The following is a 21,297-nucleotide window of genomic DNA, read 5'->3' on the forward strand; positions in this document are numbered from 1 at the left end:
CGGCCCGACCGCCCGGTGGCCGGTCGAACCCCCGACCCCGGCCCGTCACCCGTTCGAGCGCGATTGTCCGCACATCGCGCGGGTTGGACCGGCGGCCGGGCCCGGCGGCTCGTAGCGTCCTGACCCACGGGGCCGCGCGGCCCACCGCGCGCGTGCGCTCCTCCCACCCGCCCTCTCCCGAGGAGGAATCCCGATGAACCGCACCGCCGCTCCGCTGCCCACCCCCGCCGCCGCACCGCCCGAGCGCCCGGCCGACGCCGCCCCGAAGCCCGCCTGGTCCGCACCGGCGGTCGAGTGCCACCGCACCGGCGCCGAGGTCACCGCCTACGCCGGACGGGCCGCCCAGTGGCTCAGCCGCTGACCCGCGAGCGGTTCGCGGCCAGGCTGTACGACCTACGGGAGCGCTACTGGGACAGCCACCCGTTCCATCTGCGCCTGCACTCCGGTGGCTGCACGCCACCGGAGTTGCGGCGCTGGGTCGCCAACCGCTGGTACTACCAGCTCTGCCTGACCCGCAAGAACGCCGCGATCATCGCCAACTGCCCGCTCCCGGAGGTCCGCCGGACCTGGGCCGAGCGGCTCGCCTACCAGGACGGACCGGCCGCGCCCCTACCCGGGCCCGAGCGCGGCGCACCGGCCGGGGGCGCACCGGACGCCACCGCACCCGCCGAGGGCGGCCTCGCCGACTGGCTGGTCCTCGCCGAGGCGGTCGGCCTGGACCGCGCGGAGGTCACCGACGAACGGCACGTCACCCGCGGGGTCCGCTTCGCCGTCGACGGCTATCTGCACTTCTGCCAGACCAGAGCGTGGACGGAGGGCGTCGCGGCGGCCCTCACCGAGATGTTCTCGCCCGACCACATGGCCCAGCGGGTGACCGCCTGGCGCACCCACTACGACTGGATCGACCCGGCGGGGTACGCCTACTTCGAGCACCGCATCCCCACCGCCCGCAAGGACAGCGCCCGCACCCTGGAGCTCGTGCTGGACCACTGCGTCACCGCCCACCAGCAGCAGGCCGCCCTCGACGCCCTGGCCTTCAAGTGCGAGGTGCTGCGGGCCATGCTGGACGCCGTCGACTACGGGGCCGACCGATGACGACCGCCCAGGCCGCCCAGGCCACCCCCGCCGCCCAGGTGCCCGGCCTGCGGCGCGGGGTGCGGCTGGTGCACGACCCGGTCCGCGACCGGGCCGCCCTGCTCTACCCCGAGGGCGTCCTGCTGCTCAACGACACCGCGGCCGCCGTACTGCGCCACTGCGACGGCCGGCGCGACACCGCCCTGATCACCGCCGGGCTCGCCGCCGAGTACGACGGGGTGGACGACGGGCAGGTCCGCGAGCTGCTCGCCGACCTCGCCGAGCGCCGGCTGCTCACCCTGGACGGCTCCGGCGCACCCGCACTGCCGTACCCGGCCACCGGCCTGCCGGGCGCCGCCGTCCGGGCGCCGGCGCCGTTCGGCCTGATCGCCGAACTCACCTACCGCTGCCCGCTCCAGTGCACCTACTGCGCCAACCCGGTCGAACTCGCCCGCTACCGGGACGAACTGGACACCGACCAGTGGCTGCGCGTGCTCGACCAGGCCCGCGGGCTCGGCGTCCTCCAGGTCCACCTCACCGGCGGCGAGCCGCTGCTCCGCCGCGACCTCGCCCGGATCGTCGCCCACGCGCACGACCTGGGCCTCTACACCAACCTGGTCACCAGCGGGCTCCCGCTGGACGAGCCGCGTGCCACCGCGCTCGCCGGGGCGGGCCTGGACCACGTCCAGCTCTCCCTCCAGGACGCCGACCTGCGCCGAGCGGACGCCGTGGCCGGCCTCGCCGCGCACGAGCGCAAGCTCGCCGCGGCGGCGCTGCTGACCGGCGCCGGGCTGGCGCTGACCGTCAACGCCGTGCTGCACCGGGGCAATCTGGCCCGGCTCGGCGCCCTCGCCGACCTGGCCGTGGCGCTCGGCGCCGACCGGGTCGAGCTGGCGCACACCCAGTTCTACGGCTGGGCCTGGCAGAACCGGGCGCACCTGGCGCCGAGCGAGGCCCAGGTCCGCCAGGCCGAGCTGGACGTGGCCGCCGCCCGGGAGCGCCACGGCGGGCGGATCGAGATCGTGCACGTCGCGGCCGACCACCACGGCGGCGCCGTGAAGCCCTGCATGGACGGCTGGGGCCGCCGGCAGCTGGTGGTCGCGCCCACCGGTGACGTGCTGCCCTGCCTGGCCGCCGCGCAGCTGCCCGGTCCGGCGCTGCCGAACGCGGCGACCGACGGGCTCGCCGCGATCTGGCACGACTCGCCCCTGTTCAACCGGTACCGGGGCACCGACTGGATGCCGGAGCCCTGTCGCGGCTGCGCGCTGCGCGAGGTCGACCACGGCGGCTGCCGCTGCCAGGCCTTCCAGTTCACCGGGGACGCCGGCGCCACCGACCCGGCCTGCCGCCTCTCCCCCGACCACCACCTGGTCACCGGGCCGGTCCCGGCGGCCACCCCGGCCCCCGTGCCCCGGAGGACGCGCTGAAGATCCGGATCCTGGGCACGGCCGCCGGCGGCGGACTGCCCCAGTGGAACTGCGGCTGCGAGGGCTGCTCCACCGCCCGCCGCACCGGCGCCGCCCGCAGCCAGGACTGCCTGGCGGTCAGCGCGGACGGCGTCGCCTGGTACCTGGTCAACGCCTCGCCCGACCTGCGGAGCCAGCTGCTGGCCGCCCCGGAGCTGGCGCCGGCCGCCGGCACCCGGGACACCCCGCTGCGCGGCGTCCTGCTCACCAGCGGCGAGCTCGACCACACGCTCGGCCTGTTGACCCTGCGGGAGGCCGCCGGGCTGAGCGTGCACGCCACCGAACCGGTCCGTGCCGCGCTGCACGGCGCCTTCCCGGTCGGCCCGCTGCTCGCGCCCTACACCAAGGCCCGCTGGCAGTCCGTCGCGCCGGGCACCGCCTTCGACCTGGCCGGCGGGCTGCGCGCCGAGCCGCTGGCGCTGGGCGGAAAGCGGCCGCGGTACGCCGCCGACCTGCCCGGCGAGGCCTGGGACGGCCGGGCGGACTGGGTGACCGGCTACCGCTTCACCGCCGCCGGGAGCCGGTCGAGCGCGGTGTACGCGCCCGGACTGGCCGCCTGGACGCCGGAGCTCGACCGGGCGGTGGCCGGTGCGGCCGTGGTGATCCTCGACGGCACCTTCGCCACCGACGACGAACTCGCCGAGCGCACCGGCGGCTCGCGTTCCTCCCGCGGCATGGGCCACCTGGCGGTCCGGGACTCGCTGGCCCACCTGGGCCGCCACCGCGGCCCGCGCTACCTCTACACCCACCTCAACAACACCAACCCGCTGGCCCACCCGGGCTCCCCCGGCGCCGCCGCCCTCGCACCGGCCCTGGCGGCGGCGGGCGCGGCCGTCGCCGAGGACGGTCAGCTCGTCGAGTTCTGAGCCCCGGCGCCGCTCCCCGGCCCGCCGGGTACCGCCGGGCGCACCCTCGCCACCTGCCCGTTCACCGGACGGTGGGGCCCGGGACAGCCGCTGCTCACCCGGGTCCGGTCAGATCATCGTGATACTAATCATTCCGGTAACACGAACTGTCATGCACTGGCAGGCACGATGGTGACAGCCCGTCCGTTCCCCCGGGGTCCGGACGGTGACGGGGAGGGCACGGCATGAAGGCACGGGTCGACAGCGGACGACAGACGGGGCGCCGGATACGGCTGGGCAAGCGGGTGACCGGGACGGCCGCCGCGTTCACCGCGCTCGCGGCCCTGACCGGCTCTCAGGTGACGGGACTCGGCCTCTCCGGTGTCGCGGCCGCAGAGCCGGTGCCGCCCGTGATCGACCCGACCACCTCCGTGGTCGCCACCGCTCCCGGCACCACGCTGCCCGGCTCCGAACTGCCGTCGCCCGCCGGCGGGCCGACCGTGCCGGTCGACGGCGGGGGCGCCGTCCCGCTGCCGCAGCCGCCCACGACCCTGCCGGGCGACCCGTCCGCCGGACCGTTCCGGACCGGGCCCGCCCTGCCGGCGACGGTCTTCGCCGCCTACCGCAAGGCCGAGGCCGCGCTGGCCGTCCGCTCGCCCGGCTGTCACCTGCCGTGGCAGCTGCTGGCCGCGATCGGCGAGGTCGAGTCCGGCCAGGCCAACCGGGGCGGGGTGGACGCCGCTGGGACGACGTACCGGCCGATCCTCGGCCCGGCGCTCAACGGCAACGGCTTCGCCGCGATCTCCGACACCGACGGTGGCCGCTACGACGGCGACCGGCTCTGGGACCGGGCCGTCGGACCGATGCAGTTCATCCCCTCCACCTGGGCCTACTGGGGGGTCGACGCCAACGGTGACGGCCAGGCGGACCCCAACAACGTCTTCGACGCCGCCGAGTCGGCCGGCCGCTACCTCTGCGCGGGCGGCCGCGACCTCGGCAATCCGGCCCAGCTGGACCGGGCGGTCCTCGGCTACAACAACTCGGGCGAGTACCTGCGGACCGTCAAGAACTGGATGGCGCACTTCGGCAGCGGGACGGCGACCACGACACCGGACCGGCCCGCCCCGGCCGGCGCGCTGACCGCGCCGTCACCGTCGCCGACCGTGCCCGCACCGGCGACCGGCCCCACGACGCCCACGCCCCCGGCATCCCCGGCGCCGTCGACCGGCACGCCGACCGGTGGCCCGAGCGGGACGCCGACGGGGGCGCCCACGCCCACCGCGTCGGCCTCGCCCTCGGCCGGCCCGAGCCCGAGCGCCACGCCGAGTGCCACGCCCAGTGCCACCCCGACCGGTACGCCGAGCACCTCGCCGACCGGTACGCCCAGCACCACCCCGACGGCCACCCCCACCGGGACACCGACCGCCACCCCCACCGCCACGCCCACCACCTGTGCCACCCCCACGGCGACGGCGACGCCCACCGACGGCGCGAGCCCGACGGCCACCCCGTCGGCCACCGCCACCGCGACGCCCCCGGCGCCCGGCTGCCCGACGCCGACCGGCACCCCGACCGGCACCCCGTCGGCCACCGCCACCCCGAGTGGCTCGGCCTCGGCCGCCGCCTCCCCGTCGGCCTCCCCCTCGCCCTCGGCGCACTGACCACGCGCCGAGTACGAACCGAGCACGCACGGAACACGCATGGAGCACGCGTGACCCCGGCCCGGGCGCCCCGATCAGCGGGCGCACCGGGCCGGCGGCCGTTCAGTCCTCGTCGTCCTCGTCGTCCGGGTAGCGGCCGGCCGCCCGGTCCTGCTCCTCCTGGGCCTTGACCGGGAGGTCCGGGTCCCAGTCGGAGGGCCGCGGCCGTTCGGGCCCGTCGGGGCCGAGACGGAGCACCGGCTCGACCCGCACCAGCCGGAACCGCCGGTCGGCCGCCCGGAGTTCGTGTCCGCGCTCGGCGTCCAGCCGGTCGGCGGCGGCGGCGTACCGGGCGCGCTCGTCCTCGCCGAGGTCCGGCAGCAGCCGCGGGGCGAAGTCGCGCAGGTAGGCGGCGAGGCTGTCGCGGGCGGCCTGCGGCGTCTCGTAGGCCCCGGTCATCGGGCCCCAGTGGCCGTCCTCGTACTCGGCGACGGCGCAGTGCACCGGGAGCACGAACACCTTGGGGTAGCGGCTGGAGGCGTGCCGGGCGTCGGCGCGGACGTTCTCGGGGATGCCCCGGCCGGCCGGCACCAGCGTCATCATGTCCAGCCGCAGGATCCCGTCGACCAGGGTGACGTCGGCACCGGGGTCGACGACGAAGCCGTCGACCCGGGACGGCAGCCGGTAGGCCTGGCCGACGGCGGCCGGGTCCGGGTCGGTGGGGCGCGGCGGTTCGATGCCCTCGGGGCCCGAGCGCAGCACCTGTTCGGCCCGGAAGATCCGGTACTCCCGCCCGGCGACGGTGATCTCGTCGAGCGCCTCCCACTCCATCCGCCGGTACGCCGCCGTGTAGGCGGCCCGCTCCTCGTCGGTGATGTCCCAGGTGGCGGCGAACCGGGCGCCGCGCTCGGCCTGCGCCCAGCATCGGAACTGGTGGCCGAGGTCGTCGCGGGCCATCTGCGGGGTGGTCGCGCGGTAGCCGAGGATCCGCCAGGTCCCCTCGGGGGTGCGCTCCAGACTGCCGAAGGCGGGCGCCATCATCATCAGGCTCGGATACCGCTCCCGGGAGGCCCACGCCTCCAGACCGGCCACGGCCGCGACCGGGTCGTCGGTGTGCGCGACCCGGATGGTGAGGTGCCCCGGCAGCTGCGCAGCGTCATCGTCCATGCGGCCAGTGTTAGCGGACGCGGTGAGTGGGCCGCAGGGATATCGGGGAAGTGCACCCGACCGGGCAACGGCGGCGGACCGGAGGGCCGTCCGCGCGACCGCGCGGGACGGGGACAGCGGGCGCGGGGCCCGTCCGGGGGGAGATCGGACGGCCCCCGCGCCGCCGGTCGACGGACCGGCCGGAGGGCCGGTCGCGGGCGGCGCGGCGCGGGCGGGCCCGCGGCGCACCGTCAGAGGTGCTTGGCCAGCTCCGGCATCAGGTCCTGGAAGGTCCGCCCGCTGGCCGGCTGGCCGATCGCGGCCATCTGCCAACCACCGGCCGTGCGCTGCACCTTGGCCATGATCTGGGCGGTGTACGGGCCGCCGCCGGTGAGCGTGTACCGGGCCAGCTCGGCGCCGGTCTGCTCGTCGACCAGCCGGCAGAAGGCGTTCTCGACCTCCTGGAAGGTCTGCCCGGTGAAGGAGTTGACGGTGAACAGGATCTGGTCGACCTCGCTCGGCACCCTGGTGAGGTCCACCGTGATCGACTCGTCGTCGGTGGCGTCGCCGGCGCCGCCGGTCAGGTTGTCCCCGCTGTGCCGCACCGAACCGTCGTTGCTGGTGAGGTGCTGGAAGAAGACCACGTCCACCGGCTTGCCGGCGGCGAACAGCACCGCCGAGGCGTCCAGGTCGATCTCCTGCGAGGCCAACAGCTTGGCGAAGAACCCCTTCCGCTGGGCGGCCCGCCAGCCGAGGCCCATCCGCACCACGCCCAGCTGCCCCCCGCCCGGCTTCTCCAGGCTCAGCTTCTGCCCCTTGGCCAGCGAAACGCTCATCGCGTCCTCCTCGTTGCTCCGCCCTGCGTCCTGAATCTACAGCACTGTAGAGATTCCCGGGTGCGCAGGGTCGGTCCTGGGAATCCCCGTACCCCGCTCCTACGATCAACACCACATCATCCGGACACGGAGGGATTCGCGACGACCCACCGGCCCCCGGCCGCAATTCCGCACGCGGGCTCCGGCGCCGGTCCCGCCCGCGGCGCCCGGCGACGCCGACGGACCCCCCGCTACGGCCGCTGCAGCGGCCGCTCCAGCCGCACCAGGGCGTCGACCGCGGCAGCGCGCCCGCCGGTAGCCCCGTCGCGGTGTCCGGCCTCCGCGGCCACCGGGCGGAGCACCCGCTCGGCGCGGACGGTCCGCAGCCCGGCGTCGGAGAGGTCGGCGAGCACGTCGTCCGGGGTGAAGAGGACGCGCGGGTCCTGCGGGCCGCCGACCCCTTCGGTGAGATTGCTGCTGTCGTGGCCGACCACCAGCAGGGTGGCGCCGGGGGCGAGCGCGGCGGCGGCCCGGCGCAGCGCGGTACGACGGTCGGCGGCGGGGAGCTGGAGGTAGGCGACCAGCACCAGGTCGTAGCCCTCGGCCGGGAGCGGGAAGCCGCGGGCGTCGTCGTGGCGCCAGGTGAGCCGGTCGGCGACCTCGTCGGGCAGGTCCGCGGTGAGCCGCTCGGCGCGCTCCAGGGCGACGGCGGAGAAGTCGAGGCCGGTCACCCGCCAGCCCTGCCGGGCGAGCCAGATGCTGTTGCGCCCCTCGCCGGCCGCGACGTCCAGGGCGCGGCCGGGAGTGCGGCCGGTCAGCTCGCCGACCACCCAGCGGTTGGGCTCGGCGCCCCAGACCAGCTCGCTCGCGGCGTAGCGGTCGTTCCAGTCCTGGCTGTCCATGGCTCGTCCTCCGTTCGGCGGGGCTGCTCCGTACGCCACCGTACCGGCGCGGGGGCCGCCGACCGTCCAGCGGGCGGACACCCTTGACGGCGAATATTGGTCCAGTCCAATCTGTGATGTCGTTGATGCGTACGGGCCCGGCCCGACGGTGTCGACGCGTCGTACCGAAGCATGTGTCACCCCGCCCGCGCGCCCCCACAGCGCTCGGCTCGGCTCCCTTCGGCCCACCCGGGCCACCGCACCGCCGGAACCCCCACTCATCCGGAGGACACCGCATGCACGACCGAGTCACGCCCGCGCGCCCCGCCGAGCGCCGGGCCGCCGCACCACGCCGGCGAGCCACCGCGCTGGCCCTGGCGGCCACGCTCACCACCGGCACCGCCGCCCTCGCGCTCTCCCTGAACACGGCCTCCGCGGCGCCCGTCAACCTGCTCGCCAACGCCGGTCTGGAGACCGGCTCGCTGGCCGGCTGGACCTGCGTCAACGGATCCGTCGTCACCACGCCGGTGCACGGCGGGAGCTACGCGCTCAGCGGGGCCGCATCGGCCTCCGACACCGCGCAGTGCCAGCAGACCGTGACCGTGCTGCCCAACACCCAGTACACCCTGTCGGGCTGGGTCCAGGGCAGCTACGTCTACCTGGGCGCGACCGGGACCGGGGTCAACTCCTCCTCCTGGACGCCCAGCGCGACCGGCTGGACGCAGCTGAGCAGCACCTTCACCACCGGCGCCGCCACCACCTCGGTGACGGTGTTCACGCACGGCTGGTACGGCACCGGCACCTACCGGGCGGACGACCTCAGCCTGACCGGCCCGGCCGGGCCGACCAGCAGCGGCAGCCCGACCGCGACGAGCAGCCCCACGGCGACCAGCAGCCCGACCGCGACCAGCAGTCCGACGGCGAGCACCAGCCCGACTGCCTCGAACAGCCCCACCGCGAGCACCAGCCCGACGGCCTCGAACAGCCCGACGGCGACCACCAGCCCCACCGCGACGGCCACCGCCACGGCGACGGGCACCGGCCCGGCTGGGGACGGCAAGGTCACCGTGCCCGGCGGGCTCACCGTCGGCAAGGTCACCGGCAACGCCGTGGTGCTCAGCTGGCAGCCGTCCACGCTGACCGGCGGCGACGGCCCGGTGGCCTACAAGGTCTACTCCGGCAGCCAGCTGGTCGCGACCTCGATGGGCACCTCGGTGGCCGTCAGCTCGCTCCTGCCGAGCACCAACTACCGGTTCACCGTCCAGGGCTACTCGGGCAGCCACGCCTCCGCGCAGTCCGCGCCGGTGGGCACCACCACCGCGCCCGCCCCGGCCGCGAGCCCGTTCCGCTCGGCCTACTTCGACCAGTGGGGCGTCTACGAGAACGCGTACCACGCGAAGAACGTGGACACCAGCGGCGCGGCGGGCAAGCTGGACGTGATCACCTACGCCTTCGCCAACATCCACCCGACCACGCACACCTGCTTCCAGGCCGTGAAGGCCTCCGACTCGGCCAACGAGTCCAACCCCAACGCCGGGGACGGCGCCGGGGACGCTTACGCCGACTACCAGGCCGACTACAACGGCGCGGCCAGCGTCGACGGCAGCAGCGACACCTGGGAGCAGCCGCTCAAGGGCAACTTCAACCAGCTGCGCCAGCTGAAGGCCAAGTACCCGAACCTGCGGTTCACCATCTCGATCGGCGGCTGGACGTACTCCAAGTACTTCTCGGACGCGGCCGCGACGGACGCCTCCCGCAAGGCCTTCGTCTCCTCCTGCGTGGACATGTTCCTCAAGGGCAACCTGCCGACCGGCGTGGCCGGTGACGCCTCGGGCGGCCAGGCCTCGGCGGCCGGACTCTTCGACGGCGTGGACCTCGACTGGGAGTACCCGGGCTCGGCCGGCGGCCACACCGGCAACCACTACTCCGCCGCCGACAAGCAGAACTTCACCCTGCTGCTGAAGGAGTTCCGCACCCAGCTGGACGCCCTCGGCAACGCCCAGGGCAAGCGGTTCCTGCTGACCGCCGCGCTGCCCAGCGGCCAGGACAAGATCGCGCAGCTGGAGACCGACAAGATCGGCGCCTACCTGGACTACGCCGACGTCATGACCTACGACATGCACGGCGCCTGGGACGCCAAGGGCCCGACCAACCACCAGGACCCGCTGCACGACAGCCCGGCCGACCCGACCACGCCGATCACTCCCGGCACCCGCAAGTACAACGTGGACACCACCCTCGCCGCGTACACCACCGGCCTGCCGGAGTACGGCATCGCGGGCGGCTTCCCGACCAACAAGCTGGTGCTGGGCATCCCGTTCTACTGGCGCGGCTGGACGGGCGTGCCGGCCGGCTCGAACTACGGCCTGTACCAGAGCGCGACCGGTCCGACCCCGGCCAAGCCGCTGAGCGCCGAGGCCGGCCTGGCCGCCTGGAAGGAGCTCAACGCCAGCGCGGCGAACACCCACTGGGACCCGGTGACGGAGACCTCCTGGGTCTACGACGGGACCAACTTCTGGACGGGTGACACCCCGCAGGCCATCCAGGCCCGCGGGGCGTACGCCAAGAGCAAGGGCCTGGCCGGGATGTTCGCCTTCTCCCTGGAGAACGACGACGCCTCCGGCACCCTGCTGAACGCGATCGACAGCAGCCTGCGCTGACGCACCACCGGGCAGGGGCCGCGCGGATCACCGTGATCCGCGCGGCCCCTGCGTCACCGCTCCTCGCGACGGGCCCTACCGCCCCGGCACCGGGTCCGCCCCGCCGCGGCGCGCCGTGCCCGGGCGGCAGCGGAGCAGCCGGCCGGCGGTCAGCCGCGCCCCGCGCACGGCGCCGTGCCGGTGCAGCGCCTGGACGGCATAGGTCGAACAGGAGGGCGTGTACGGGCAGCAGGCCGGTCGCCGGGGGCTGATCTCGCTCCGGTAGTACCGCACCGCCCCGTACAGCACGCCCGCCGCGAAGCCGGCCGGGGCGGGCGCCGACGGATCGGCGGCCGCGCCGCGCCGTCCGCGGCCGCCACCGAGGGCGAACCGCAGGCCCGCGGCCATCATCACCGGGACGAGCGCGATCAGGCACGGGTCCCCGAGGTCGCAGCAGTCGCAGGCGTCCGAGCAGTCGTTGTCGTTCTTCTTGCCCTTCCGCCGCTGGTACGCCCGCCACTCCTCGCGCTGCTTGCGGCGCCGGCGGCGCTCCTTCTCGGGCAGCCACCACCAGGCGACCTGGGGGCGTCGGGGCGGGTAGGGCGCGCCCTGCTGGGGCGGCGGGTAGGTCACGACTGACGATCCTCTCGATGCGCCCGACGGGACCGACCCCCGACGGCCGGATCAGATTATCGAAGGAACGCCGGTCCGCGTGACGCTCAGTCGCCACCGCCCAGGGTCGGGAACAGGTCGGTGAACGTCTGCGTGGTCACCGAGACGCTCCGGCCGAACGGATCGTCGAAGTCCCAGATCAGGAAGAGCAGGAAGGCGATCAGCGCGCTGAACGCCCCTGCCAGCAGCAACTCCCGCGGCGAGCGCCGGATCTGCAGCGCGAACACCATGCCGACGGTCACCACGGCTCCGACGATCAGGCCGAACCAGACCACGCCCGGCATGGTCGGCCCGGCGTTCTGGCCGCGGGCGCTGCGGGCGTCGTCGACGGTGCTGATCCGGTCCATGATCGGCTGGTAGGCCTGGGCCTCCAGATCGCTGGCCGGCGTGCGGGTGGCGACGTCCGTGCGGAGCTTGTCGAGTAACTCGGTGCCGCGCTCGGAGATCTCGCCGTGCTCGCGCATGTACGTCCACTCGGTGTCGACCACGTAGGAGACGTAGGCGTCCACATCGGCGCGGACCTTGTCGCGGAACTCGACCGGGTAGATCTGGGCGCGCTCGCTCACCTCGTGCAGCGACTGCGCCTCGCGCGCCACGTCGTCCTGGGCGGCGCCGCGCGCCTCCCAGACGCCGGCGATGGCCAGGCCGAGCACGATCGCGTAGACCACGCCGATCATCATCGTCATGTACTCGATGACGTCGGGCGTCTCGTCGGTGTCCTCCTCCTGACTGACCCTGCGGTGCCTCAGCAGCACCACCGCCACCACGACGGCGCAGGCCGCCGACATGGCGATGGCCAGCGCCAACCACTCGGACATGGGAACTCCCTTCTTCAGCTCGGGTTCTCTGTATCGGGCCCGGCCGTCACCCGTTCACCCGACGACCGGGCGGTCGAAGGCGGCCGGCCGGGTCGGGCCGCCTCGGGGGCCGGGCGCCTCAGGAGCGGCCGGAGCCGCCCCGGCCGGACCGGCCGCGCGGGCGCAGGGCCGCCGCGGCGAGCACGGCGGGCACGGTGACGAGCAGCATCGTCCGGGTCGGCGAGCTGCCGTGGTGGCGCTCCGGAGCGGGCACCGGCGGGGCCGCCAGCGGCACCCGGACGGGCTTGACCACGGGCCGCGGCTTCGCCTCGACGACCGCCGGGCTCGGCGTGGCGGTCGGCGAGGGCGGCTCGGGCGCGGGGGCCGGTGGCACGACCGGTGCCGCGGTCGGCTTCGGCGTGGGCTTCGGCACGGGCCTGGTCGACGCGGGCGGCGGGGTGGGCCTCGGCGTCGGGGCGGGCGGCGGCACCGGCGCGGGGGTCGGCGTCGGGGTGGGCTTCGGCTCCGGCGTCGGCGGGTGGATCGGCGTCGGGGTGGGGGTGGGAGTCGGCGTCGGAGTGGGTGTCGGCGTCGGACTCGGCTTGGGCGTCGGGGTGGGGCTCGGGCACGGGTGGTGGTGGTGCCAGGGCGGGTGACTGGGCTTCGGGTGCGGACCGGGGTGGTGCAGCACTCCGGAGAGGTCGACCGAGAGGCCCACCTCCACGTCGACATCGACATCGACGCCCACGCCACCTCGGCCGACCGACACCGAGACGTCCGTGCCGGTGGAGACACAGGTCTCGACGACCGGCCCGTGCGGGTCGCCCCCGCCGTGGTGCTCGGGGGTCCGGGCGGCACCGGCCGCGCCGCTCAGCAGCGCGCAGAGGGCGGCCACCCCGGCCGCCGCGCCGGCCAGCCGGGCCCGGCGCCCGGAAGCGCCCTTGCTCACGACGATCAGGTCTGCGGTCACGACGGCCCGTCCACCGGTATCCGCCGTGCCCGCCGGGGCTGCGCCAGGCGCTCCATGTATCTCTCGCATCGTCAGGAGGTCCGCGTTCGTCGGGAGTTGTCCTCGTCGGGAGTCGGCCCCGTCCTGGAACCCGGTCGGCGCCGGGAGGGGCGACATCGGACGGCCCGCCTTTGAGGGGCGGGCCGTCCGACGTCAGGTGAAACGATCTTGCGGCGGGCCGGTTACGGCCCGCCCGCGCCCGATCGGGCCGTTGTTCAGTGGCGACCGTGCGCGATCTCGACGTTCTCCAGGACGCCGACCGCGTCCGGCACCAGGATCGCGGCCGAGTAGTAGGCGCTGACCAGGTACGAGATGATCGCCTTCTCGCTGATGCCCATGAAGCGCACCGAGAGGCTCGGCTGGTACTCGTCCGGGATGCCGGTCTGGTGCAGGCCGATGACGCCCTGGTTGTCCTCGCCCGTCCGGATCACCAGGATCGAGCTGGTGTTCTCCTTGGTGATCGGGATCTTGCTGCACGGCAGGATCGGTACCCCGCGCCAGGCCGGCACCTGCTGCCCGCCGAGGTCGACATGGTGGGGGTAGAGCCCGCGGGAGTTCAGCTCGCGGCCGATCGCCGCGATCGCGCGCGGGTGGGCGAGCAGGTAGTCGGGGTCGCGGCGGCGGCTCAGCAGCTCGTCGAGGTCGTCCGGGGTGGGCGGGCCCGAGTGGGTCTGGATCCGCTGCGAGAAGTCGGCGTTGTTGAGCAGGCCGAACTCCGGGTTGTTGACCAGCTCGTACTCCTGGCGCTCGCGCAGCGCCTCGATGGTCAGCCGGAGCTGGTGCTCGGTCTGGTTCATCGGCTGGTTGTAGAGGTCGGCGACCCGGCTGTGCACCTTCAGCACCGTCTGGGCGACGCTCAGCTCGTACTCGCGCGGCTTCAGCTCGTAGTCCACGAAGGCGCCGGGCAGCTCGTACTCGCCGTGGTGGCCCGCCGACATGGCGATCTCGGCCTCACCGCGCTCGTTCTGGCGCTGGAGCGGCAGGGCCAGGAACTCCTCCAGGTGCCGCTGGAGCGCGGGCGAGCCGTCCCGGATGGCCTGGAACTCGCGCCTCGGCAGCGAGAGCACGGTGCCGGCGGTCACCGTGGTGGCGGTGAACTCCCAGACGGCGTCCGGGTCGAGCACGGCGTGCTCGCCGAAGCGGTCGCCGTCGCCGAGCACGCCGACCACCGTCTCGTCGCCGTACTTGCCGGTGCCGATCTGGTTGATCTTGCCGTGGGCGATCAGGTAGATGCGGTCCGCCTCGGTGCCCCGCTCGGCCAGCACCTCGCCGGGGCCGAAGTCGCGCTGCTCGCAGCGGTCGGCGAGGGCCGTCAGCACCCCGTCGTCGTCGAAGCCGCGCAGCAGGGCGAGCTCCCCGAGCTCACGGGGGATGACCCGGACCTCCGAGCCGGTCTTGATGAACTCCACCCGGCCGTCGCCGACGGTGTAGGTGAGCCGGCGGTTCACCCGGTAGGCGCCACCGGCGGCCTGGACCCAGGGGAGCACCTTGAGCAGCCAGCGGGAGGTGATCTCCTGCATCTGCGGTGCGGACTTGGTGGTGGTGGCGAGGTTGCGGGCAGCGGCCGTCGTCAGGCTCGACTGCTGCGGTACCTGCTGCGTCTCCGGGTTCGTGTCCACCGGCATCGGCAGGGTCTCCTTCATCTGGTCAAGGTCACGCCGACCCGCCCCGGAGTCCGGGGACGGATCATCAGATACGCGTACGGGAAGGGGTGTTGGCGAGAGAGCGCGATGGTGTCCGCCCACTCGGGGCGACCCACCGGGAACCCTAGATCACCCGCGCCCGGCCAAAGCCGTACGGCCCCAAAGCACCCCCCGATAGGGTGAATCTGATGCGCCTGGCGGTTGGAATCCCGTGCGTTCCTCCCACCGACCCCGGACTTGCTGTGCATGCGAATCGCCCGCCCACCGGAACGATCCCCTCCACCCGAACGGAGCGACGTGCGGGCCCGCGGGCCGCCGGGCGGCGCACGAGCGGATGGCACAGGTGTTCGCTCGTCGAACACCTGGCCAAGCGCCGGGTGGCGGCCCGTCGGACGCCCCGGCGGCGAACCGTCACCCGTCCTGCGCCGCGGCCCGCCGGTGGCGCCGGTGGCGGCGGTACCAGACCTCGCCGACCAGGACGGACAGCACGAGCAGGATGATCGACATCAGCGGCCACCGGCTGCCCGCGACCCGGATGTCGGCGAGCAGCAGCATGATCACCGCTCCCACCGGTAGGACCAGCGAGATCCCCGCCCTGATGGTGGCCGCGACGGTCGCCGGGTCGCTGCGACGACGGCGCCGCCGCAGCGCGGCCCCGGCGACGTCACCGCCGAAGTAGAAGTCGACGGCCCGGCCGCCGACCCGGTCGGTCGCCCGGGCGTAGGAGAAGCCCATGTAGGGCAGCCAGACCAGCGGCGCGACCAGCCCGATCAGGAAGACCAGCAGGACCAGCAGCCAGCCGCCGGCCGTCCGCCAGCGGGAGGGCGGCGGATCGGCCCCCTCACTGGTCAGCCCGAGCAGCCGGGCCATCCGCCGGAGCAGCGACCAGAGCCCGCGCCGCCGCCCGCCCGAGGGCCGGGGCGCGGTGTCCAGGGCGCGCCCGGCGGCCGCGACATCGGGGTAGGCGCCCTGGAGCACCAGGATCTCGGCGGCCCGGGGCCGGGCGGCCGGGTCCCTCCCGGCCAGGGCGGCGAGTTCGAGGAACAGCTGGGCCTGGGCCAGCAGCGCGGTGCAGAACGCGAAGGGGATGAGCACCATGAACGGCCCGCCGACGAAGGCGCCCTCGCTCTGACTCACCCGCCGGGCGTGCGTCACCGCCAGTCCGGCCAGCTCCTGCGGCGTCGCCTCCGGGTGGGCCGCCCGCAGCGCGGCGACCCGGCGGGCGGCCCGGGGGCCGCGGTGGCGGACGGCGAAGACGGCGAGGGTCTCGGGCAGCAGTGAGGGGTGGGCCCGGACCGAGCGCAGCAGCTCGCCGACCGGGGGCTCCGGGCCGTCGGGCGCCGCCGCGTCGAATGTCGCCGATCCCTCTGCTGCCACGTCCCTCCCACCGGCTCGGCGATCGGGGTCCGACCGCTCGGCCGGGCGGACCGGCGGTCGCGGGCGGGTACCCCCACCTCTTCCAGCAGCCTAGTGGCGGCCGGGCGGCCCCGCCCGGGCAGCGGTGGCGGGCCCGCTCAGGCGACCTCGAAGCCGTGCCGGACGCGGTCGAAGCGGCCCGCCGCCAAGTCCTCGTCGGTGATCCAGAACGACACGTTGACGCACTCGCCCCAGTCCACCGCGAGGGCGCGGCTCCCGATCTGCAGCAGCGGCCGGTGCCCCGCCGGGCGGCCGGTGTCGGTGTCGCACCAGCCGAGCACCCGCACACCGGGGGCGGCGAGGTGGTCGCGGAAGTCGGCGGCGAGGTCGAGGGCGATCATGAAGTCGTCGGGGAAGACGTTCTCCAGCTCGCGGTCCTGGTAGGAGGGCGCGGAGAGCCGCCACTCGGCCCGGACCTCGACGGCCGGGACGGCGGGGGTGCCCGGGCCGTCGGCCGGGGCCGGTCCGGGCGGTGCGCCCGCGGGCACGTGCAGGACCCGGCAGCCACGGCCGGTGAAGTCGGAGAGCCACTCGTCGTGGAAGAAGAGGAGCAGCCCGGCGGTCGGCAGCGGCCAGTCACCGCCCCGGCCGGTGGTGCGGAAGGCCTCCGCCAGGCCGGCGCAGTCGAGCTGGGCCAGCAGCTGCATCGGACGCCCGGCGAACTCCGGCCACCCGGTGCCGGCCGGCAGGGCGGGCAGCCCGCCGAGCACCCCGGCCGACGGACCGTCGCCCCCGGCGGCGAGCGCCAGCGAGGGCCGCATCAGGCCGTGGACCAGCGGAGCCGTCCGCTCGTCGGCCCGGGCCCGGATCGCCTCGGCGACACCGGGCGGGACGGGCAGCCCGCGTGGACCCGGCTCCCCCTGGTGGGCGGCGGACCGGCCCGGGGGGCCGGCCGCCCCGGCGGTCGGGCTCGCGGCTGCGGTCATGCGCGCGGGGAGGCCCGCGGGCGCGCTCGCGGCGGCGCGGTCGGTCGCGTCGGTCAGCGGTTCGGCCATGCGCGCAAGCCTGTCACGAGGGTCCGACAGCGCACGCGAAAGGCCCGTCAGGTGCCGGTACGGGGGCGGCCGGCACCTGACGGGGGACTGTGGGACGGGTGCCCGCGCGAGCGGGCCGGACCGGCCGGGGTCAGGAGCAGACGACCTCGTTGCCGGGGATGTCGAAGATGCCGGAGTCGGAGGCCGCGCCGGACTGGTACTCGTAGTAGAGGTACGTGTAGAAGTCGATCCGCGTGCCGGCGCCGCAGGCCGAGCCGGCCGCGATGTCGTAGGTCAGCGTCACGGTGGTGGAGGCCCCCGCCGCGACGGGCACGGTGTGGTGGACCAGGCCGCTGGTGCCGCCGGTGTCGCACGCGCTGACCGCCCCGCCGCAGGACGAGAAGGCGTACGCCAGACCGGGGACCTGGCCGGTCTGGTAGGTCGGCTGGACGGACTGGTAGACGAACCGCACGGGGGTGTCGTGCGGGTTGGTCAGCGTCAACGTCAGGGTGACCGCGGAGCCCGGGGTCGCCGTCGCCCGGTCGGAGCCGACCGTGAGCAGCGGCGTGTCCGCCTGGGCGGGAGCGGCCGAGAGGAGCAGACCGACGACGAGGGCCAGGATCGCAGCGATTCCGAGACGGCTCACATGTGTTCTGCGCATGACCAGTGAGCCTAGGCGGCACCGCCGGTCGTGGCACCGGCCTCCGCCCGGGCCCGTACCGGCATATGACAGCGGAGCGGACGCGACGGGCCATTGACTACGCCACGACACCTCCCGCCACGGCCCTTCCCCTTACCCTCCGGCCTGCACCATCCACCCGGGGCCGGAGCGTGCGGGCCGGAGGGCGCGGGCCGGAGGGTGCGGTCAGAGCGGGGCGGGCAGGACGTCGCAGAGCGCGGCGACGGCCGCCTGGTAGGCGTGGTCGGCCGGCGTGGCGTAGCCGACCACCAGACCGTCCGCCACGGGCATCGCGTCCGGCCCGATCAGCGGGTGCCGGTAGTCCGCCAGCCCGTCCAGGGCCAGTCCCCGGTAGGCCGCCGCCTTGAGCACGGACCGCTCGGTGCCGGGCGCGAGCCGGAGCACCGCGTGCAGGCCGGCCGCGATCCCGGACACCTCGATGTGCGGCGCCCGCACGGCCAGTTCGGCCAGCAGGTGGTCCCGGCGGTCCCGGTAGCGCCGGCGCATCCGCCGCACGTGCCGGTCGTAGCCGCCCGACTCGATGAACTCCGCGAGCGTCAGCTGGTCGAGCGCGCTCGCCCAGGCCTCCCGCTCGCCCTTGACGGCCAGCACCCGGTCCACCAGCTGCTCGGGCAGCACCATCCAGCCGAGCCGCAGCGCGGGCGACAGGCTCTTGCTGACACTGCCGAGGTAGATCACCCGTTCCGGGTCGAGCCCCTGCACCGCGCCGACCGGGCGGCGGTCGTAGCGGAACTCGCCGTCGTAGTCGTCCTCCAGTACCAGTGCGCCGCTCCCGCGCGCCCAGTCGATCACCGCCGCGCGCCGGGCGGCGTGCAGCGGGCCGCCGGTCGGGAACTGGTGGGCCGGGGTGAGCAGCGCCGTGCGCACCGTCGGGTGCTCCGCGAGCGCGTCGATCCGCGCGCCGTCCTCGTCCAGCGGCAGCGGCAGCGTCGTCACCCCCGCCCTGGCCAGCAGCGCCCGGTGGAAGCCCAGCCCGTAGGCCTCGACGGCCAGCGGCCCGGCGGCGGGGCCGCCCAGCACCGCGCCCGCGCCGTCGAACAGCAGCCGCAGCGCGTGGGCGACGCCGGAGCAGACCACGATCCGCTCGGGGTCGGTGCGCACGCCCCGGGCCCGGGCCAGGTAGTCGGCGAGGGCGACCCGCAGCTCGCGGCGGCCCTGCGGGTCACCCGGGCCGAAGGCCTCGTTGGGCGCGGAGGTGAGCGCCCGGCGGCCGGCGGCGAGCCAGTCGGCGCGGGGGAAGGCGGAGGCGTCGGGGCGGCCCTGGATCAGGTCGTGGGCGGGCCGGCGCGACGGGGAGGTCCGGCGGGCCCGGGTCGCGGCGACCGGCTCGGCCCGGTCGGCGACGGTGGTGCCGGAGCCCTGACGGGCGGTCAGCCAGCCCTCGGCGGCCAGCTCGGCGTAGGCGTCGGCGGCGGTGTTGCGGGCGATGCCGAGGTCGGCGGCGAGCGAGCGGTACGGCGGCAGCCGGGTGCCGGGGGCGAGCCGGCCGCTGCGGATCGCCTCGCGCAGGGCGGCCATCAGCGCGGCGCGGCGGCCGCCGGTGGCGGGCAGTTCGAGGTGCAGGTCACTGCCGGCCGGGCCGTCGGGCGGGCCGGCCACGAGCGTCGCCGTCGCCGGTGCCGCAGCCGTCGCTGCCGCCGCCGGGCGGGGTCTCGGCCCGGCCGTCGGGCGGGCGGGCTTCCGGGGGTGTGCGACCGGGGTGTCCGTCATGGTCCCGAACCCTATCGCCGGGTACGAACCGGCCCGAGGGCGGGCGGGTGGCACCGCCCCGCGGACCGGCTCGAGCCGGGGCCCAGCCGGAACCGGCCGGTCTCAGTCGATCCGGACCGAGTTGACGATGTAGGTGCGGACGTCGTTCCGGGTCCGCTCGGCGAGCGCCGAGTCGGTGGAGTAGGCGCTGACCGTGATCCAGATGTTCCCGGACTGCGGGACGCAGACGATGTGGGCGATCACGGCGGAGTTGCCGCCGATCACCTGGTAGTCGCCGTCGCCGGCGAGGTCCCAGACCTGGAAGCCCTGGCGCTGCAGCGCGCTCTGGGCCACGCCGAGACAGTCTCCGAGGGTGTCGTTCTTGGTGAAGGTACCCCAGTGCGCGAACATGCGGTCTCCCTTGCGTGGCGTGAGCCGTAGCGGGTCGTCGGGCGGTACGCCCCGGGGCCGTCGTACCGGCCCCGCGCATCGAGCATCGGACGGCGGACGTCCCGGACGCACGGGACCGGCGTCCCATCACGGCCCCGACCGCGGGCCGGGACAGCGCCCGGCCCCGGCCCCGGACCGGACCGGCGGCCCGGCGGTGCTCGCGCCCGATGCCCGCCGTTCGGGTGACGGCCGGCCGGCCCGGTTCCTGCATCCGAGTCGGATCGCAGCGCCGATCGGGTGGCACTCCGGTCGGATCGTGTCCGGTTCAGCGTGTCGGCTGGCTATTCCTACCGGCATGACCAACACCAGGAAGTACCTGCTCGCCGCCGGTCTCACCGCCGCGCTGGCCGTCATATCCACCGGCCCCGCCTTCGCGGGGGACTGCGACGGGGTCGGGCACAGCGCCGCCGCCGCCGAGTTGTCCTCGGGCACCACCTGCGTCAACACCGGCGGTGCCTACGCCAGCGGCGTCGTCACCGGTTCACCGGGGGTCCTCTCCGGCAACCAGATCCAGATCCCGATCAGCATCCCGATCAACATCTGCGGCAACGGCGTCAGCATCCTCGGCTGAGCGACCTCCCGACAGCCGGAAGGGCTGCGGTCCGGTCCCACCCGGATCGCAGCCCTTCCGCACGTCCGACTCCGCCGTCCGCCGGCCCCGCCCCTCCCCCTTACGGCACCACGGTCACCGGCCAGCGGCCCGCCTTCACCAGCCGGACCGCGACCGAGCCGATCACCCGGTGCCCGGCCTGCTCGGAGCCGCCGACCACCACGGCGTCCGCCCGCAGCTCGTCCGCCATCCGCGCGAGGCCCGCGAACGGGTCGCCCCGGAGGGTCAGGAAGCGCCAGTCCAGCCGCCAGACGTCGCTCAGCCGCCGCTCCGCCTCGCGCAGCGCCGCCAGCAGCTCGTCGGCGATCTCCTGCGTGGTCTCCCCGACGGCCGCGCCCGCGAGCGCGGTGGCCGCCCCGAGGACGGGCTGGACGTACGCCACCGCGAGGGTCGCGTTCTGCCGCCGGGCGAGACCGGCCGCGTAGGCGGTCGCCCGCCACGAGGACTCCGAGCCGTCCAGCCCCGCCAGGATCACCTTGGGCCCGTCGGTCCCCAGCTCGAACCCGGCGGGCGCGACCGCCGCCCCCGGCTCCTCGGCGCCGCCGACGGCCTCTGCATCGCTCTCGTTGCTCATGCCCAGAGGCTATGGCGGACACGACGGGTGAGCGGACGGGGCACGTCGGGTGAGGGCTGTGGTGCGCGCCACCCGACCCCGGACCCCCACCCCCCACGATCCACACCCCCCGCCGACACCCCGTCACCCACCGTCGACGATGTGCCCGGCCTCACACCCCCAAACCTGTGGCCCGGACCACTCCCACCCCCCAAACGATCTTGAAAAACGGGGCAAACACCTTCAAAACAGCCCAATCCCTAGATCCATACCCCCGG

20 protein-coding genes are annotated in these 21,297 nt (G+C 75.2%); 7 read left to right on the forward strand and 13 right to left on the reverse strand.

The genetic code is table 11. The annotated features are described in order from the left end of the window. Positions 1-193 precede the first annotated feature (193 nt). The 5 genes from pqqA to ABZ495_RS22230 all read left to right on the forward strand — a co-directional run bounded on the left by pqqA (position 194) and on the right by ABZ495_RS22230 (position 5,046). Complete coding sequence (pqqA, locus tag ABZ495_RS22210) at positions 194-361, forward strand: pyrroloquinoline quinone precursor peptide PqqA (RefSeq protein WP_359809974.1); 168 nt, start codon at positions 194-196, stop codon at positions 359-361. Continuing rightward, complete coding sequence (locus ABZ495_RS22215; protein WP_359837644.1) at positions 346-1,095, forward strand: pyrroloquinoline quinone biosynthesis protein C; 750 nt, start codon at positions 346-348, stop codon at positions 1,093-1,095. Before pqqA ends, ABZ495_RS22215 begins: the two co-directional genes overlap by 16 nt. Beyond that, positions 1,092-2,501, forward strand: a complete 1,410-nt coding sequence (gene pqqE, locus ABZ495_RS22220) for a pyrroloquinoline quinone biosynthesis protein PqqE (RefSeq protein ID WP_359837646.1) — start codon at positions 1,092-1,094, stop codon at positions 2,499-2,501. Before ABZ495_RS22215 ends, pqqE begins: the two co-directional genes overlap by 4 nt. 35 nt (positions 2,502-2,536) lie before the next feature. Beyond that, positions 2,537-3,406 (forward strand): MBL fold metallo-hydrolase, encoded by an 870-nt coding sequence (locus tag ABZ495_RS22225; RefSeq protein ID WP_359837671.1) that lies wholly within the window; start codon positions 2,537-2,539, stop codon positions 3,404-3,406. Between the two features lie 224 nt (positions 3,407-3,630). Continuing rightward, the gene (locus ABZ495_RS22230; protein WP_359837649.1) at positions 3,631-5,046 is read left to right on the forward strand and encodes a lytic murein transglycosylase; all 1,416 of its coding nucleotides are present in this window, start codon (positions 3,631-3,633) and stop codon (positions 5,044-5,046) included. Positions 5,047-5,148: 102 nt separating this feature from the next. Here the strand turns inward: ABZ495_RS22230 and ABZ495_RS22235 are convergent, their stop codons facing one another. From ABZ495_RS22235 to ABZ495_RS22245, 3 genes are all read right to left on the reverse strand, one after another. Further along, the gene (locus ABZ495_RS22235) at positions 5,149-6,192 is read right to left on the reverse strand and encodes a DUF5954 family protein (protein ID WP_359837652.1); all 1,044 of its coding nucleotides are present in this window, start codon (positions 6,190-6,192) and stop codon (positions 5,149-5,151) included. A 230-nt stretch (positions 6,193-6,422) separates the two neighbouring features. Then, a complete protein-coding gene (locus tag ABZ495_RS22240; RefSeq protein ID WP_329491221.1) occupies positions 6,423-7,007 on the reverse strand; it encodes a TerD family protein in 585 nt (194 codons plus the stop codon). 230 nt (positions 7,008-7,237) lie between these two features. Further along, a complete protein-coding gene (locus ABZ495_RS22245; protein WP_359837654.1) occupies positions 7,238-7,888 on the reverse strand; it encodes a class I SAM-dependent methyltransferase in 651 nt (216 codons plus the stop codon). A 275-nt stretch (positions 7,889-8,163) separates the two neighbouring features. Here ABZ495_RS22245 and ABZ495_RS22250 point away from each other — a divergent pair, with 275 nt between their 5' ends. After that, a complete protein-coding gene (locus ABZ495_RS22250) occupies positions 8,164-10,527 on the forward strand; it encodes a glycosyl hydrolase family 18 protein (RefSeq protein ID WP_359837657.1) in 2,364 nt (787 codons plus the stop codon). Positions 10,528-10,602: 75 nt separating this feature from the next. Here the strand turns inward: ABZ495_RS22250 and yidD are convergent, their stop codons facing one another. The 9 genes from yidD to ABZ495_RS22295 form a co-directional block, all read right to left on the reverse strand. Next, entirely contained in the window at positions 10,603-11,139 is a 537-nt protein-coding gene (gene yidD / locus ABZ495_RS22255; protein ID WP_329491218.1) for a membrane protein insertion efficiency factor YidD, read from the reverse strand. A gap of 86 nt (positions 11,140-11,225) precedes the next feature. Further along, positions 11,226-11,996, reverse strand: a complete 771-nt coding sequence (locus ABZ495_RS22260) for a hypothetical protein (RefSeq protein WP_359812038.1) — start codon at positions 11,994-11,996, stop codon at positions 11,226-11,228. Positions 11,997-12,114: 118 nt separating this feature from the next. Continuing rightward, positions 12,115-12,945, reverse strand: a complete 831-nt coding sequence (locus ABZ495_RS22265) for a hypothetical protein (protein WP_359837660.1) — start codon at positions 12,943-12,945, stop codon at positions 12,115-12,117. A gap of 254 nt (positions 12,946-13,199) precedes the next feature. After that, complete coding sequence (locus tag ABZ495_RS22270; RefSeq protein WP_352290942.1) at positions 13,200-14,609, reverse strand: family 2B encapsulin nanocompartment shell protein; 1,410 nt, start codon at positions 14,607-14,609, stop codon at positions 13,200-13,202. Positions 14,610-15,038: 429 nt separating this feature from the next. Further along, a complete protein-coding gene (locus ABZ495_RS22275; protein ID WP_359812032.1) occupies positions 15,039-16,004 on the reverse strand; it encodes a hypothetical protein in 966 nt (321 codons plus the stop codon). A gap of 137 nt (positions 16,005-16,141) precedes the next feature. Continuing rightward, on the reverse strand, positions 16,142-17,038 hold the full coding sequence (locus ABZ495_RS22280) for a YwqG family protein (protein WP_359837663.1): 897 nt from the start codon (positions 17,036-17,038) through the stop codon (positions 16,142-16,144). A 130-nt stretch (positions 17,039-17,168) separates the two neighbouring features. Further along, the gene (locus tag ABZ495_RS22285; protein ID WP_359837665.1) at positions 17,169-17,678 is read right to left on the reverse strand and encodes a hypothetical protein; all 510 of its coding nucleotides are present in this window, start codon (positions 17,676-17,678) and stop codon (positions 17,169-17,171) included. Between the two features lie 204 nt (positions 17,679-17,882). Continuing rightward, entirely contained in the window at positions 17,883-19,316 is a 1,434-nt protein-coding gene (locus ABZ495_RS22290) for a PLP-dependent aminotransferase family protein (RefSeq protein WP_359837668.1), read from the reverse strand. A 213-nt stretch (positions 19,317-19,529) separates the two neighbouring features. After that, positions 19,530-19,817: a hypothetical protein gene (locus ABZ495_RS22295; protein ID WP_352290892.1), complete on the reverse strand. Its 288-nt coding sequence runs from the start codon at positions 19,815-19,817 to the stop codon at positions 19,530-19,532. A 334-nt stretch (positions 19,818-20,151) separates the two neighbouring features. On the opposite strand from ABZ495_RS22295, the gene ABZ495_RS22300 reads away from it, so the two are divergent. Beyond that, on the forward strand, positions 20,152-20,427 hold the full coding sequence (locus tag ABZ495_RS22300) for a chaplin family protein (RefSeq protein WP_329491210.1): 276 nt from the start codon (positions 20,152-20,154) through the stop codon (positions 20,425-20,427). A 100-nt stretch (positions 20,428-20,527) separates the two neighbouring features. On the opposite strand, the gene ABZ495_RS22305 is transcribed toward ABZ495_RS22300, so the two are convergent. Then, positions 20,528-21,040, reverse strand: a complete 513-nt coding sequence (locus ABZ495_RS22305) for a universal stress protein (RefSeq protein WP_329491209.1) — start codon at positions 21,038-21,040, stop codon at positions 20,528-20,530. Positions 21,041-21,297: the final 257 nt, after the last annotated feature.

Origin of the sequence: Kitasatospora sp. NPDC005748, assembly GCF_040630735.1 — a bacterium.
In the GTDB taxonomy this organism is placed as follows: Bacteria; Actinomycetota; Actinomycetes; order Streptomycetales; family Streptomycetaceae; genus Kitasatospora.